This window comes from Metapseudomonas otitidis (assembly GCF_900111835.1).
In the GTDB taxonomy this organism is placed as follows: domain Bacteria; phylum Pseudomonadota; class Gammaproteobacteria; order Pseudomonadales; family Pseudomonadaceae; genus Metapseudomonas; species Metapseudomonas otitidis.
This window is the reverse complement of record NZ_FOJP01000002.1, coordinates 270,898-284,742: the sequence shown is the minus strand read 5'-3', so window position 1 is coordinate 284,742 and position 13,845 is coordinate 270,898. Positions and strand designations below refer to the sequence as shown.

The following is a 13,845-nucleotide window of genomic DNA, read 5'->3' as shown; positions in this document are numbered from 1 at the left end:
ATATGCACCAGGCGACAAAGGCTTGCGTGATGGGGACGGATCAGTGGCCTTCGAGCCGGGCGAGGCGCTCTTCCAGTTCGGCGATGCGGGCTTCCAGCTGTTCCACGCGGCTCTCCAGGCCGGCGCGGGATTCGCTGCGCTCGGGGGCGTCCTGCCGGGTGGCGAGCAGCGCTTCCAGGTCGGCCGCCTCGCCCAACAGGTGCATGAAGCGCTCTTCACGCTGGCCGCTCTGGCGCGGCAGCACGGTGGCCAGGCCACGGGCGGCGAGGCGGTCGAGGTGGTGGCGGACCTGGTCCAGGTCGTCGAATTCGTGCATGCGGCCGCTGCGGGTGAGCAGTTCGCCGAGGGTCTGCGGGCCGCGCAGCAGCAACAGGCCGAGCAGGATGAGCTGCGGCTGGACCAGCTCCAGGGTCTTGTCGGCGCGCTGCTCCCAGCGGTCGGCGCGGCTGCCCATCACCAGGCGGGCCAGGCCACGCCCTTCGAGGGTACGCATGCCCTGCCCCACCTGGCCGGCGGTGAGGTTCATCACCGGTTCGCGGCTGGTCTTCTGGTTACTGGCGAGCACCAGGGCGTTGAGGGTCAGCGGGTAGGACTCGGGGGTGGTGGCCTGCTTTTCGATCAGGCTGCCGAGCAGGCGGACCTCGACGGCGCTCAGGGGCTCGTGGGTGAAGGGCGTTTCGATCTCGCTGGACATGGGGCCATCCATTGGTAGGAAAAGGCCCATAGCCTAGCAGGACGCCCGGCGGCTGCCTGCATGCGCGCAGCGCTCTGGCCCGGCCAGGCCAGCCTCCCCGTCGCTACCCGCTGGATGCCGCGTGCTTGCGGGCGGCGCCAGACGTTCAATGATCCGAACATGAGCCTGCTATCGATGGCGTGTTTCAGGATATTTCCGGCCATTTAATCGAATTATTCGATTGTTATGATTTCACGAAAGAGTGTTTTACATAAGGTTTCAGGCGCTCTTAAAGATCTGAAAATTAAACACAACTAACTGTTTTTATTGAATAAATTGAGCACTATCAATGAAATCGATGGTCACCATTGACCATCTCCACTTTTTTATCGATTTTATTTCTCTAACATTGCCCTCGTGTTCACTTTCAACCCCACTTCCACGAGGAACCCATCATGAAAATGCGCATCCTTGCCAGCCTGTTCGCCGTCAGCCTGACCGCTACCGCCAGTGCCCTCGCCCTGCCCCAACAAACCCAGCAGGACTCGCTCCTGACCGCAGGTGCCGAACGCGCCGTGAACCCGCCGGTCGCCGAGAACGGCTCTGATCGCACCCCGGGCTTCCGCGTGGCCGAAGACGGCTCCGACCGCACCCCTGGCATCCGCGTTGCTGAAGATGGCTCCGACCGCACTCCCGGCATCCGCGTCGCTGAAGACGGCTCCGACCGCACCCCCGGCATCCGCATTGCTGAAGACGGCTCCGACCGCACCCCCGGCATCCGTGTCGCTGAAGACGGCTCCGACCGCACCCCCGGCATCCGCGTCGCTGAAGACGGCTCCGACCGCACCCCCGGCATCCGCGTCGCTGAAGACGGCTCCGACCGCACCCCCGGCATCCGTGTCGCTGAAGACGGCTCCGACCGCACCCCCGGCATCCGCGTCGCTGAAGACGGCTCCGACCGCACCCCCGGCATCCGCGTCGCTGAAGACGGCTCCGACCGCACCCCTGGCATCCGCGTGGCCGAAGATGGCTCCGACCGCACCCCCGGTTTCCGTGTTGCCTGAGGCCACACGGACCGGAGCGCATCCCGCCTGAGTCAATGCTGTCGCGAGGCCAGATCGATGCCTGAAACATCCCACGCTTGAAGGCGCCTTGACCGGCGCCTTCGGCGTTTATGGGGCACCGCTCACCTCCCCTGTCCTTATCTCTACGCTCCCGCGCCTGGAACGCACCCGGCTTTCCCCCGGCGTCTGGAGGGCCCATTATTCGGGCATTCCTGTGCACGAGGATGTCCCCATGAGCCAACCCCTCTGGAGCCCGAGCCCCGAGCGAATCGCCGCCACGCGGATGGAAGCCTTCCGCCGCCATGTTGCCGAACGCCATGGCGTGGCCGTGCCCGACTACGCCGCGCTGCACGCCTGGAGCGTGGCGGACCGGCCGGCGTTCTGGTCGACCCTGGCCGCGTGGTTCGAGGTGCGTTTCCACCAGCCGCCCCGCGCGGTATTGGAAGAAGGCCCGGCCATGCCGGATGCGCGCTGGTTTCCCGGGGCGACGCTGAACTTCGCCGAGCACCTGCTGCGGCGCCGTGATGACGCGCCGGCGCTGGTGGCGGTGGACGAGGACGGTAGCCGGGTGCAGCTCTCCCATGCCGAGCTGGCCGCCCAGGTCGCCGGGTTGCAGCGCAGCCTGCGGGAGCTGGGCGTCGGGGTGGGGGATCGGGTGGCGGCCTTCATGCCCAACACCTGGCAGACGGTGGTGGGCATGCTCGCCAGCGCCAGCCTGGGGGCGACCTGGTCGTCCTGCTCGCCGGACTTCGGCACCCAGGGGGTGATCGACCGCTTCGGGCAGATCGAGCCCAAGGTGCTGATCGCCGCTGCCGGCTACCACTACGCGGGCAAGACCCTCGACCTCACGCCCAAGCTCAACGAGATACTCGCCCGCCTGCCCAGCCTGGAGCAGTTGCTGGTGGTGCCCCATGCACGCTCGGACGCCCGGGCGGAGGACTTCCAGACCCCGGCGCGGGTGGCGCTGTGGGGCGACTTCTACCAGCCTGGCGGCGAGCCCGTGTTCGTTCCCGTGCCCTTCGACCAGCCGCTCTACATCCTCTACTCCAGCGGCACCACCGGCGTGCCCAAGTGCATCGTCCACGGCGTCGGCGGCACCCTGCTGCAGCACCTGAAGGAGCACGGCCTGCACTGCGACCTGAAGGCCGAGGACACGCTGTTCTACTACACCACCTGCGGCTGGATGATGTGGAACTGGCTGGTCTCCGGCCTCGCCCTGGGCGCCACCCTGGTGCTCTACGACGGCTCGCCTTTCCACCCCGCCCCGGAACGCCTGATCGACCTGATCGACGCCGAAGGCATCAGCCTCTTCGGCACCAGCGCCAAGTACATCGCCGCCCTGGAGAAGGCCGGCGTGGAGCCCTGCCGCAGCCACCGGCTGGAACGCCTGAAGACGGTGCTTTCCACCGGCTCGCCCCTGGCACACGAAGGCTTCGACTACCTCTACCGCCGCTTCAAGGCGGACCTCTGCGTGTCGTCCATCTCCGGCGGCACCGACATCGTCTCCTGCTTCGCCCTGGGCAACCCGGTGCTGCCGGTGTGGCGCGGCGAGCTGCAATGCAAGGGCCTGGGCATGGATGTGCAAGTGTGGGACGAACAGGGTCAGCGCCTGGTGGGCGAGAAAGGCGAGCTGGTCTGCGCCCGGCACTTCCCATCGATGCCGGTGGGGTTCTGGAACGACCCGAACGGGGAGAAATTCCACGCGGCCTATTTCGAAACCTTCCCCGGCGTCTGGGCCCACGGCGACTACGCCGAGGAAACCGCCCATGGCGGCCTGGTGATCCACGGCCGCTCGGATGCGGTGCTCAACCCCGGCGGGGTGCGCATCGGCACCGCCGAGATCTACCGCCAGGTGGAGAAGATCGAGGAGGTGCTGGAGTCCATCGCCATCGGCCAGGACTGGCAGGGCGACGTGCGGGTGGTGCTGTTCGTGCGCCTGCGCGAGGGCGTGGCGCTGGACGAGGCCTTGCAGGCGCGCATCCGCCGGGTGATCCGCGACAACACCACGCCGCGCCATGTGCCGGCGAAGATCGTGGCGGTCAGCGACATCCCCCGCACCATCAGCGGCAAGATCGTCGAGCTGGCGGTGCGCAACGTGGTCCACGGTCGTCCGGTGAAGAACACCGACGCCCTGGCCAACCCCGCCGCGCTGGAGCAGTTCCGCGACCGCGCGGAGTTGGCTGACTGACAGACGCCCGCACGTGGAAAACGGCCGAGGCGGCCACCACCGCCCGGCCTACCCCCATCCAGGGAAATGGCCGACGGGGCAGCCGAATGAAGGGAAACTTTACGTCGAGCGTTCGCGAGCAGCGCTCGTTCCCATCACCGCGGCAACCCGAGCCGCCTTGCGCAGGGTGGGCCGGGCGGCGTTCCGCTTCAGCCCACCATCGACGTCACCATGATGCCGGTGGTGGACGTGGAGCGCGCCACGTATGCGGTAGCCCGGACTTCAGTCCGGGGCGGCAAGCACCATTCCCGGGCTGAAGCCCGGGCTACGTGTCTGCATGGTGCTATCGGGTATTCCCGCTCGATGGGCTTCGCTGCGCTCAGCGCCATCCTACGAGGTGCCTGAGTCCGACTACACGCCGCGCTCCGTAGGATGCGGTGAGCTCGGCGAACCGCATCAGGTCGTTGCACGGTGCCGCCGGGGACTCCTGATTGATGGGCTTCGCTGCGCTCAGCGTCATCCTGCGAGGTGCCAGAAGCCGGATTGCGGCATGCAAAAAGCCCGGCACATGGCCGGGCTTTTTGGGTGGATCAGGGGTCGGCTCAGTTGGAGCAACCGTTGCCGAACACGCGGTATTCCACGCGGTGGATTTCGCCCTGGCGGTCTTCGTAGACCATGTGGGCGGGGACGACCTCGCAGACGTCCGGGATGCGGCTGTGGGAGATGACCTTGGCCACATCGAGCTTCATGCCGTAGTGGTAGGTCTTGGTCTGGATGCCGTCGTCCATGGCGGGTGTGGTCGCGAGGGCCAGGGGCGAGAGAAGCGCCAGGGCCAGGGCGGTCAGTACTTTCATGGGCAGTCCCCGTAGGTCTGGAGGGTGGTCGCCGGCCGGGTGGCAGGCGGCGAATTCACGCTATCGGCAGCCTGGATGTCCTACAGGCTGTACGCCCGCCCCCACGCGGCAGGTGCGTCCTACAAAACGCGGCCTCCTGAAACGACAATGCCCGGCTCATCGGGCCGGGCATTTGTCAGGGAGCGGGCGGTCAGCCGTTGGAGCAGCCGTTGCCGAACACCATGTACTCCAGGCGGTGCACCTTGCCCTGGTGGTCCTCGTAGGTCAGGTAGGCCGGCACCACGCCGCACACATCGGGGACCTCGCTGCGGGAAATCACGCGGGCGATGTCCAGGTCCATGCCGTACTGGTAGTGCTCGACCTCGGCGGGAACGGTCTGGTCAGGCGAGGCAGCGAAGACGAGCGGAGACAGGCCGGCAAGCGCCAGCAACAGGAAAGCTTTCATGGGTTCTAGTACTCGATTGCCTTGAGAAGGGCTTCGGCCCGCCCTCCACGAGCGGGCCGAAGGTATTGCGCGACACCGCACACGAACGGTGAAGTGGATCAAGCATGTGCCTCTGTCGTGGGAGGCGGAATCCATTCTAATGCCCGTCCCACGGGGCTTACAGGGCGATCCAGCACAAGGACTGTGACGTGCTGGTCAACAATCCCTCAGGCGCCGGGCAGGCCCTGGCGTGACTCGTCCACCACCACCGTGCAGGTCATCCCGGCGGACAGCTCCAGCCCCTCGGGCACCTCGTCGAGGTGTATGCGCACCGGCACCCGCTGGGCCAGGCGCACCCAGTTGAAGGTGGGGTTCACGTCGGCCACCAGCTCGCGGCTTTCCGGGTTGTCGCGGTCGTAGATGCCGCGCGCCACGCTGTCCACGTGGCCGAGCAGGCGCTCGCCGCTCATCAGGCGCATCTCCACCTTCGCGCCCTGGCGGATGCGCGGCAGGCGGGTCTCCTCGAAGTAGCCGTTGACGTAGAAGGAGTGCGCGTCCACCAGCGCCATGCCGGCTTGCCCGGCGTGCACGTAGTCGCCCCGGTAGAGGTTGAGGTTGGTCACGTAGCCGTCCACCGGGGCGCGGACTTCGGTGCGTTCCAGGTCCAGCCGCGCGGCGTCGAGCCGGGACAGCGCCTGGCGGTAGCGGGCCATGGCGCCGTCGGCCAGGTGGCCGGCGTCCTCGCGGTTCTCCCGCGAGACCACCAGGTCGTCCATGTCGGCTCGCCGGCGGGCGTTCAGCCGGCGCATCTCCAGGTCGGCCTTGCGTGCGGCCACCTCGGCCTCGGCGTCACGCACGGCCAGCTCGTAGTGGGCACGGTCGATGCGCACCAGCACGTCGCCGGCCTTGACCCGCTGGTTGTCGCGCACCGGGATCTCCACCACCAGCCCGGCCACGTCGGGGGCGATGTTGATCACGTCGGCCCGTACCCGGCCGTCGCGGGTCCAGGGCGAGTCCATGTAGTGCTGCCACAGGCGCTGCACCAACAGCACCGCCAGGGCGAGGATGAGCAGGGTCGCGCCGACACTGATGATTCGTTTCACGGACAGGGTCTCTCAACGGTAGGTGGCCAGGGCCAGGGAGGCATACAGGCAGGTGAACAGGCAGACCCGCAGCAGCACGGGGTGCCAGGCCAGGCGGTAGAGGCCGAGCCGCGCGGCGACGCGGTCGATCAGCCAGCCGCCGACCAGGGTGATCAGGAACAGCAGGGTCAGGCTCGGCAGGTAGACGCCGTGCACGGCGATTTCACGGGGCATGGGCGGGTACCGGGGCGGTGCCGGCGTCCTGGTGCTCGGCCCAGGGCGCCAGGGGGTCCAGCAGGGAGGTGCGGATGAAGTGCAGGTAGCTCTGCAACCGGCGCAGCGGCGAGGTTTCGAACTGTGGCGCGCAAGGCTCGGGGGTGGCGCGCACCGCCTCGATGGCCTGTTCGACGGCCTGCAGCGCACGCTGGCGGTTGACCTCGCCGGGCTGGATCAGCAGGCGGATCAGCGCCCGGCCCATGGCGCGCACGGCGTGGCGCCAGGGCATGGATTCGGCATAGCAGGACAGCGCCGGCAGGCGCGCCTGCTCCAGGCGCAGTTCGATCACCGCGTGCCCCACCTCCTGCACGGCGAACATCCAGCGCAGCAGCCGACGCTGGATGTCCGGACGCCCGGCGGAAAAGGCATAGGCCTGGGCCAGCAGGTCGCGGGTGCCGCTCTCGAAACCGCTCACCAGCCCACGGATGCGCCCGCTGACGGTGTGCACCGCGCACATGCGCAGGTCGTGCTCCAGGCGCCGCCACAGCCAGGGCCGGTTGGGTGGCAGGATCAGCGCTGCCGCCAGGGTCGCCACGGTCATCGACAGCAGCACCGCCAGGTACTCGTTGAGCAGCCGGTAAGGGTCGTACTGCACCAGGTTGCCCGGCAGCGACAGCAGGCAGAACCACACCAGCAGCCCCACGCCGTAGCCGGACCAGGCCGGGCGCGACAGCAGCAGCGCGCCGAGGGCGAAGGTGGGCGCCAGGGCGCAGCAGAGCATGACGAAGCCATCCAGCGAGGGCAGCACGCAGAAGGTGGTGAAGATGCCCGCCAGGGCGCCGCCGGTGGCGCCCAGGGTCAGTTGCAGCGCCAGCCGCTTGGGGTTGGAGGAGGACGAGGCCAGGGCCGAGATCATCCCCACCGTCATGGTGAAGGTCTCCCCGGCGGGCCAGGCGGTGGCCATCCAGAAGGTGCCCAGGGCGAGGATCAGCAGGCTGCTACGCATACCCGCCACAGCGGCGGCCAGGGGGTTGGCGCGGGGGCGGAAGCTCTCCTGCCAGTCCTCACGGTGGTGGCGGTGTTCCAGCAGCGAGGCCAGGGTCATGGCGTAGCCGTGGAGGTCGTCGACGAAGCGGAACAGCAGCTCGGCGGCGGTATCGAAATCCAGCGCGCCGGCCTCGTCCACCTGGCGCTCGGCCAGCCAGCCGCGCCCGCTGCGAATCAGTTGCATCAGCTCCTGTCGGCAGGCGGCCAGGCGTTCGGCGAACTCTGCCGCCTCGGCGTCGCTGCCCAGGCGCTCGCGCTGCGCGGCCAGCAGCGCCGAGACCTCGCCCAGGCACGGCTGCAAGGCCTCGCGCACCAGGTGGGCGCCGCCCAGGTGCAGGCGCTTGAGCAGCTGGTGCAGGGCGTGGAAGCGTGTGGAAAGGACCATGAACTCGTTGTTCAGCCGCGCCAGCCGCCCGGCGCGCATGCGCATGTGCGGGTCCTCGAAGGTGGTGGCGTTGCGCATGTTCTCCAGGCCCACGGCCACGGCGGCGAAGCGCGCGTTGAGCGCTTCGAAGCGCTCGCTGTCGAGGCTGCCGGCCAGGCCTTCGCAGGCGAATGCAGCGAAGTCTCGAAAGCGCGCCTGCAAGGTGCCGCGCAGGTCGGCGCTGGTGGTCTGGGGCAGCACCAGGGCGCTGACCAGGCCGGTGCAGAGGATGCCCAGGGTGATCTCCAGCACCCGCCACAGCGCCGACATGAAGGCGCCTTCGGGGTGCAGGGTGGCGGGCAGGCCGATGATCACGGCGGTGTAGCCGGCCAGCACGCAGGCGTAGCCACGGAAGTCCCGGTAGCGTGCCGCGCCGGCGGTGCACAGGCCGATCCAGATGGCGATGGCCAGCATGAACAGCACCCGCTCCTGGTTGAACAGGGCGATCAGCGCCACCATCACCGTCAGCCCCAGCAGCGTGCCGATGATGCGGTAGAAGCTCTTGGCCAGGACCTGCCCGCTCTGCGGCTGCATGACGATGAACACCGTGACCAGCACCGTGCCGGGCTGCGGCAGCTCCAGGCGGTAGGCCAGCCACAGGGCGATGAAGGCGGTGAGCAGGGCCTTGAAGATGAAGACCCAGGTGACCCCTTCGGTACGGGCCCAATGGGCGAGGTCACGGCGCAGCGCCGTGGTCCAGGTAGCGTCGATGTTCATGGGCGTGCCAGGCGGAAGCGGGGTTCGGAGGGCGTCAGGTGTTCAGGGGCGGGGCCGGCTTCCTGGGGCAGGCCGCCGCCCAGTTGCAGCAGCAGGTCGGCCTGGGCGGCGAGGCGCCGTGCGCGCACCTGCTGCTCCACGCGCTGGGCCTCGAACAGGGCCGGCTGCGCCTGCAGCACCTCGCTGTAGTCGGTCAGCCCGCGTTGCTGGGCCAGCAGGGTCAAGTCGCAGGCGTGTCGCGCCTGGGCCACGGAGACTTCCGCCAGGCGCTGTTGCTGGTGCAGCGACTCCAGGCGCACCAGGGCATCGGCCACGCCCTTGATGGCCTGCACCAGGGTCTGGTCGTAATGCCCCACTGCCAGGTCGTAGCCGGCGCTGGCTTCGGCCAGTTGGCCGCGCCGCCGCCCGCCGTCGTAGACCGGCAGGGACAGCGCCGGGCCGAGGCCCCAGGTGAGCTTGTCGTAGCGCAGGAAATCCAGCACGCCGCCCTGCACCGCCGAGGTGCCAAGACCACCGAGCAGGTCGACGTTGGGGTAGAAATCCGCCTTGGCCGCCTCGATGCCCTTGGCTTCGGCCGCCACCTGCCAGCGTGCCGCCACCAGGTCCGGGCGATGGCCGAGCAGTTCCAGGGGCAGGCGCGGCGGCAAGCCGATGTCCCTGAGCAGCGCCAGGCGCGGCCGTGTCATGGCTTCGGCCGCCCCCGGCCCCTCCCCTGCCAGTGCGGCGATCAGGTTGTGATCGAGGGCGATGCTTTCGCGCAGTTCGTCGATCTGCCGCTCCACGGGCGGGATGCCCATTTCCGCGCGGGTCACCTCCAGGCGGGTGCCGATGCCATCGTGGCGACGACGCTTGGCCAGTCCCACCAGTTGCTGGCGCTGGGTCAGCTCGGCCTGGGCGATGTCCAGCTGGCTGTGATGGAGCGCGAGGCCGATGTATGCGCGCACCAGGTTGCCCTGCAGCTCCAGGGCTGCCAGGCGGGCTTCGGCGACGCTGGCCCGGGCACGGTCCACCGCCGCCTCGCCACGGGCACGCTCGCGGCCCCAGAGGTCCAGCGGGTAGCTGAAGCCGAGCTGGCTGGTGTTGTTCCAGGAGCTGGTGCGCGCCAGGTCGCCGGGGCCATAGAAGGCGTCGTCGGGCCATCGCTTGCGCTGCACGTTGGCGGCCAGGCCGAGGCTGGGCGATTCGTCCGCCTCCACCACGTGGGCCAGGGCCCGCGCCTGGCGGACCCGGGCGGCGGCCATGTCCAGGCTCGGGCTGCCGGCCAGGGCGCGGTCCATCCAGGCGTCCAGCTGCGGGTCGCCGAAGGCTCGCCACCACTGGCTGGCGGGCCAGCCGGCCTGGGCCTCGGCCGAGGCGATGGCGGCCCCCACCTCCAGCGCGGCCGGGTCGGGGACCTGGCTGGCCGGGGCGATGCCGTTGGAGTCGATGCAGGAACAGAGGAGCGGGAAACAGACGTACAGGCTGACCCGGAGCAAGCCGGGCCGATCGATGCGGGGCACGTGCGGCGAATCCTGATGGCAAGGGCTCTGGTGGCCCGTAACGGCGGCGATTCTATGTGTCGCCCGGGGGTCAGGATAAGCACACGGATAGGTGATTCATTGTGTACTCAGCGGCCATAATCGGCGGCACCACTTCATGCCAGAATTCGCGCCCCGTTCCGGGCCGGAGCCCTTGATGGACATCCTCTTCAACATGCGTGCCTTCGTCTGTGTCGCGGAGACCGGCAGCTTCACCGCCGCCGCCCAACGACTGGACCTGACCACCTCCTACGTTTCCCGCGCGGTCGCCACCCTGGAGACCCACCTGCGAACCCGCCTGTTGCACCGAACCACCCGCCGCATTGCCCTCACCGAAGCCGGCCAGCGCTACCTGATGCGATGCGAGCAGATCCTCGGCTACATCGAGGAGGCCGAAGCCGAAGCCAGCGAAGCCCACGCCCGCCCCGCCGGCAACCTGAAGGTCCATGCCATGACCGGCATCGGCCAGCACTACCTGATCGAAGCCATCGCCCAGTACGCCGAGACCTACCCGGACGTGAGCTTCGACCTGACCCTGGCCAACCGCACCACGGACATCCTCGACGAGGGTTACGACATTTCGGTGGTGATCGCCCAGGAGCTGCCGGACTCGGGCTTCATCTCCAAGCAGCTGGGCACCACCTACAGCGTGCTCTGCGCCTCCCCCGGCTACATCGCCAAGCACGGCGCGCCGCGCCAGCCCGCCGACCTGCTGGGGCATCGCTGCCTGCGCCTGGTGAACTCGGTGATGTCGCTGGACAAGTGGACCTTCGATGGCCCGGACGGGCAGCAGATGATCACCATCACCCAGACGCCCTTCCAGGTGAACACTGCCGATGCGCTGACCGAGGCGCTGCGGGCGGGCATGGGCATCGGCGTGCTGCCGGTGTACTCGGCGGTGCACGGCCTGCGAGACGGCAGCCTGGTGCGGGTGCTGCCCCATCACAGCCTGTTCCCGCTGGGCATCTACGCGCTGTACCCGTCGCGGCAGTTTCTCGATGCGAAGATCCGCACCTGGGTGGAGTTCCTCCGCGACTTCCTCCCCGGCCGCCTGAAGGCCGACGAGTCGGTGTTGCTGGAGCACAGCGCAACGCTGGGTTGAGCCTTCCGTCAGGCGGCGAGCGCAGCACTCTGGCGCTTGCGCCGCTTGGCGCTTTCCAGCAGCCAGATGGCCTGGCTGGCCTGGGCGTCGGCCAGGCGCACGAAGGGGCCGGCCTTCACCGCGCCATCCAGCACCACCAGCCAGCACGCCAGGTGGCCGGCGCGGCGCAGGGTTTCGGGAACGGCTGAGCCGACCAGGGACATGATCTCGGCACTGTGCATGCTGGACTCCAGGGCGATGTGGACGATGGCGCCACTCTAGGAGCCGGCCTGGCGGTGCGGAAATCAGTCCGATCGATAGTACTCATGGGTCGCCACGATGCCGCCACCGCCCTGCCCGCGCTGACCGGCGAGGTGCCCCTGAAGCCGCCAAATACCCCGCACCTTCACCGCATTCCGCCGTCCAACATCGGACAGCCGCAAGCGGAGACGCGAGATGCCTGGCAGCAATCGATACGAAATCATCTACCGGCTCCACGGGAGCCCGCAGGCGTTCATCGTCGAACGGGACGGACCGCCCAGCAGCGCCGATATCCATGCGCTGTTGGTGGAGCGACACGGCATTCCACTGGGGGAGACGCCGCCGAGGGACAACAAGGACTACCTGCGCCTGACCACCGGCCACGGCATCCAGGACGTGGCGGTCAGGCGCAAGTACTGACGGCCACGCAGGCCGTCGGCAGGATCAGCTGAGGGTGCCGAGGTTGAAACCGGTGACCGAGGCCAGGGTGCCACGCCACAGGGTCAGCCCGGTGCAGGTCAGGCCGCCGGCGGCGTAGACACTGACATCACGCAGGTGGATGTACTGGGGCGGCAGCAGGTTCGGGTCTTCCCCGGTGGACTTGGCCATGACGCCGAGCTTGGCGAAGGTGGCGCGGATGTCCTCGCGGCCCTCTTCCGGCCAGGAGTGGGCGTATTCCTGGGCGAACAGGTCGAAGTAGCTCTCCACGGAGATCAGCGTGCCGCTGACCAGGCCCGCGCCGACGGTGAGGGTGATGCCCACTTCCACGCCGAGCTCGTTGGCCTGGCGCACCAGCATTTGCAGGAACCAGTCCATGCTGCGCCCCGTCCACTCGAAGTCCTTCGCCGTGCTCAGGTCATAGCTGCTGAGGATTTCGGCGGCATTCGACTTGGGGGTGTTCTGGGTGTCGCTCATTCGTCCATCTCCGTGGTTGCGGGGCTTGAAGTCCAAGGTTTATAGCACGGCGCCGGCGGCAGGCAGGCGCCGCCGTTGCGCGGCAGCGCGCCGCAGGTCAGGCGAGGGTCGCGCCGAGGGCGCGGATGCAGCGCTGCAACGCGGGCGACTCGCCCAGCAGGCGCACCCGCAGGCCGTCGATCTCGCGGCGCACCGGGTAGTGCTTGCGCAGTGCGTCGAAGGCAGCGCGGCGCTGGGTGGCGTCCCCCACCAGGCTGCGGCGGAAGTCGGCGTCGTCCCGGCGCGGGTCGTATACCGCGCGGCAGAGCATGGGCAGCGTCCACTGCGGATCGGCGCTGGCATCCAGAACCAGTTCGGGCAGCCAGGGTGCCGGCAACAGGTCGGCCAGGCGCACCGTCTCGGGCTGCTTCAGGGCCCGGCAGAAGGCCTGGTAGATCTGCTCGGTGCCGCGCAGCTTGCCGTCCAGGCTGTAGCCGGCGATGTGCGGGGTGGCGATGCGGCACAGCGCGGCCAGTTGCGGGTCCGCCTCGGGCTCGCCCTCCCACACGTCCAGCACCACGCGCAGGTCCGGACGCCGGCCCAGCACGTCGCGCAGGGCATGGTTGTCCACCACCGCGCCTCGGGCGGCATTGATCAGCCAGGTGCCGTCGCGCAAGGCGGCCAGGCGGGTGGCATCGAGCAGGTGATGGGTGGGGTGGTCGCCGGATTTTTCCAGCGGGGTGTGCAGGCTGATGGCGTCGCAGCGCGCCAGCAGGGTATCCAGGTCCACGTAGTCGCCACCCTCGGCAGCCTGGCGCGGTGGGTCACAGACCAGCACGGTCCAGCCCAGCTCGCGCAGCACCTGCACCAGACGCCCGCCCACCTGGCCGGCGCCAACGACGCCATAGGTGCGACTGGCCGGGTCGACGCCGGCGTCCTCGGCCAGGGTCAGCAGGCTGCCCAGTACGTAGTCCACCACGCCCCGGGCGTTGCAGCCCGGCGCACTGGACCAGGCGATGCCGCCCGCGTCGAGGGCCTGGGTGTCCAGATGATCGGTGCCGATGGTGCAGGTGCCGACAAAGCGCAGCGCGCTGCCTTCCAGCAGGGCGCGGTCCACATGGGTCACCGAGCGCACCAGCAGCACCTCGGCATCGCCCAGGGCGGCGCGGTCGATGGCCCGGCCGGGCAGGCGGCGGATGGTGCCGAAGCCTCCGAAGAAGGCATCGACCAGGGGAATGTTCTCGTCAGCGAGGATCTGCATGGGGGCACTCCATGGGCGGGGTGGGCATTCTACGGAATCCGTCGCGCAAGGTCCTACAGCCCTTTCCTGACCCATGCGTCAACGCGTAGACTACGCGGTCTTTCGCCTCCGCTGATTCCCCATCGCCGGCAGTCCCCCTGCCACGGCCGCTTCAGCGCCCGCT

Annotated in this window: 14 protein-coding genes; 4 read left to right on the top strand and 10 right to left on the bottom strand. The window is 68.8% G+C overall.

The window, feature by feature from the left end:
- Window positions 1–40: 40 nt before the first annotated feature.
- Window positions 41–694, bottom strand: coding sequence for a YceH family protein (locus BM198_RS03780; protein ID WP_044403674.1), 654 nt, complete (start codon window positions 692–694; stop codon window positions 41–43).
- Window positions 695–1,128: 434 nt separating this feature from the next.
- Between BM198_RS03780 and BM198_RS03775 the strand changes: the two genes are divergently transcribed.
- Both BM198_RS03775 and BM198_RS03770 read left to right on the top strand, forming a co-directional pair.
- Window positions 1,129–1,737 (top strand): hypothetical protein, encoded by a 609-nt coding sequence (locus BM198_RS03775; protein ID WP_139233561.1) that lies wholly within the window; start codon window positions 1,129–1,131, stop codon window positions 1,735–1,737.
- A gap of 232 nt (window positions 1,738–1,969) precedes the next feature.
- Window positions 1,970–3,925 carry an acetoacetate--CoA ligase gene (locus BM198_RS03770; protein WP_074967890.1) on the top strand — a complete coding sequence of 652 codons (1,956 nt, stop codon included), beginning with the start codon at window positions 1,970–1,972 and terminating at the stop codon, window positions 3,923–3,925.
- A gap of 581 nt (window positions 3,926–4,506) precedes the next feature.
- Here BM198_RS03770 and BM198_RS03765 read toward each other — a convergent pair.
- From BM198_RS03765 to BM198_RS03740, 6 genes are all read right to left on the bottom strand, one after another.
- On the bottom strand, window positions 4,507–4,758 hold the full coding sequence (locus tag BM198_RS03765; protein WP_044403681.1) for a DUF2790 domain-containing protein: 252 nt from the start codon (window positions 4,756–4,758) through the stop codon (window positions 4,507–4,509).
- A 190-nt stretch (window positions 4,759–4,948) separates the two neighbouring features.
- A complete protein-coding gene (locus tag BM198_RS03760; RefSeq protein WP_044403683.1) occupies window positions 4,949–5,203 on the bottom strand; it encodes a DUF2790 domain-containing protein in 255 nt (84 codons plus the stop codon).
- 206 nt (window positions 5,204–5,409) lie between these two features.
- Entirely contained in the window at window positions 5,410–6,291 is an 882-nt protein-coding gene (locus BM198_RS03755; RefSeq protein ID WP_044403685.1) for an efflux RND transporter periplasmic adaptor subunit, read from the bottom strand.
- A 6-nt stretch (window positions 6,292–6,297) separates the two neighbouring features.
- Window positions 6,298–6,498 (bottom strand): DUF1656 domain-containing protein, encoded by a 201-nt coding sequence (locus tag BM198_RS03750; RefSeq protein ID WP_044403687.1) that lies wholly within the window; start codon window positions 6,496–6,498, stop codon window positions 6,298–6,300.
- Complete coding sequence (locus tag BM198_RS03745) at window positions 6,488–8,668, bottom strand: FUSC family protein (protein ID WP_044403689.1); 2,181 nt, start codon at window positions 8,666–8,668, stop codon at window positions 6,488–6,490. Before BM198_RS03745 ends, BM198_RS03750 begins: the two co-directional genes overlap by 11 nt.
- Complete coding sequence (locus tag BM198_RS03740) at window positions 8,665–10,167, bottom strand: efflux transporter outer membrane subunit (protein ID WP_074967888.1); 1,503 nt, start codon at window positions 10,165–10,167, stop codon at window positions 8,665–8,667. Before BM198_RS03740 ends, BM198_RS03745 begins: the two co-directional genes overlap by 4 nt.
- Window positions 10,168–10,342: 175 nt before the next feature.
- Between BM198_RS03740 and BM198_RS03735 the strand changes: the two genes are divergently transcribed.
- The gene (locus BM198_RS03735; RefSeq protein WP_044403693.1) at window positions 10,343–11,287 is read left to right on the top strand and encodes a LysR family transcriptional regulator; all 945 of its coding nucleotides are present in this window, start codon (window positions 10,343–10,345) and stop codon (window positions 11,285–11,287) included.
- An 8-nt stretch (window positions 11,288–11,295) separates the two neighbouring features.
- On the opposite strand, the gene BM198_RS03730 is transcribed toward BM198_RS03735, so the two are convergent.
- Window positions 11,296–11,508 (bottom strand): hypothetical protein, encoded by a 213-nt coding sequence (locus BM198_RS03730; RefSeq protein ID WP_074967886.1) that lies wholly within the window; start codon window positions 11,506–11,508, stop codon window positions 11,296–11,298.
- Window positions 11,509–11,722: 214 nt separating this feature from the next.
- On the opposite strand from BM198_RS03730, the gene BM198_RS03725 reads away from it, so the two are divergent.
- A complete protein-coding gene (locus tag BM198_RS03725) occupies window positions 11,723–11,947 on the top strand; it encodes a hypothetical protein (RefSeq protein WP_074967884.1) in 225 nt (74 codons plus the stop codon).
- 24 nt (window positions 11,948–11,971) lie between these two features.
- Here BM198_RS03725 and BM198_RS03720 read toward each other — a convergent pair whose 3' ends face one another.
- Both BM198_RS03720 and pdxB read right to left on the bottom strand, forming a co-directional pair.
- Window positions 11,972–12,442 (bottom strand): hypothetical protein, encoded by a 471-nt coding sequence (locus BM198_RS03720; RefSeq protein ID WP_052807548.1) that lies wholly within the window; start codon window positions 12,440–12,442, stop codon window positions 11,972–11,974.
- A gap of 97 nt (window positions 12,443–12,539) precedes the next feature.
- The gene (pdxB, locus tag BM198_RS03715) at window positions 12,540–13,682 is read right to left on the bottom strand and encodes a 4-phosphoerythronate dehydrogenase PdxB (protein ID WP_074967882.1); all 1,143 of its coding nucleotides are present in this window, start codon (window positions 13,680–13,682) and stop codon (window positions 12,540–12,542) included.
- Between the last annotated feature and the right edge of the window lie 163 nt (window positions 13,683–13,845).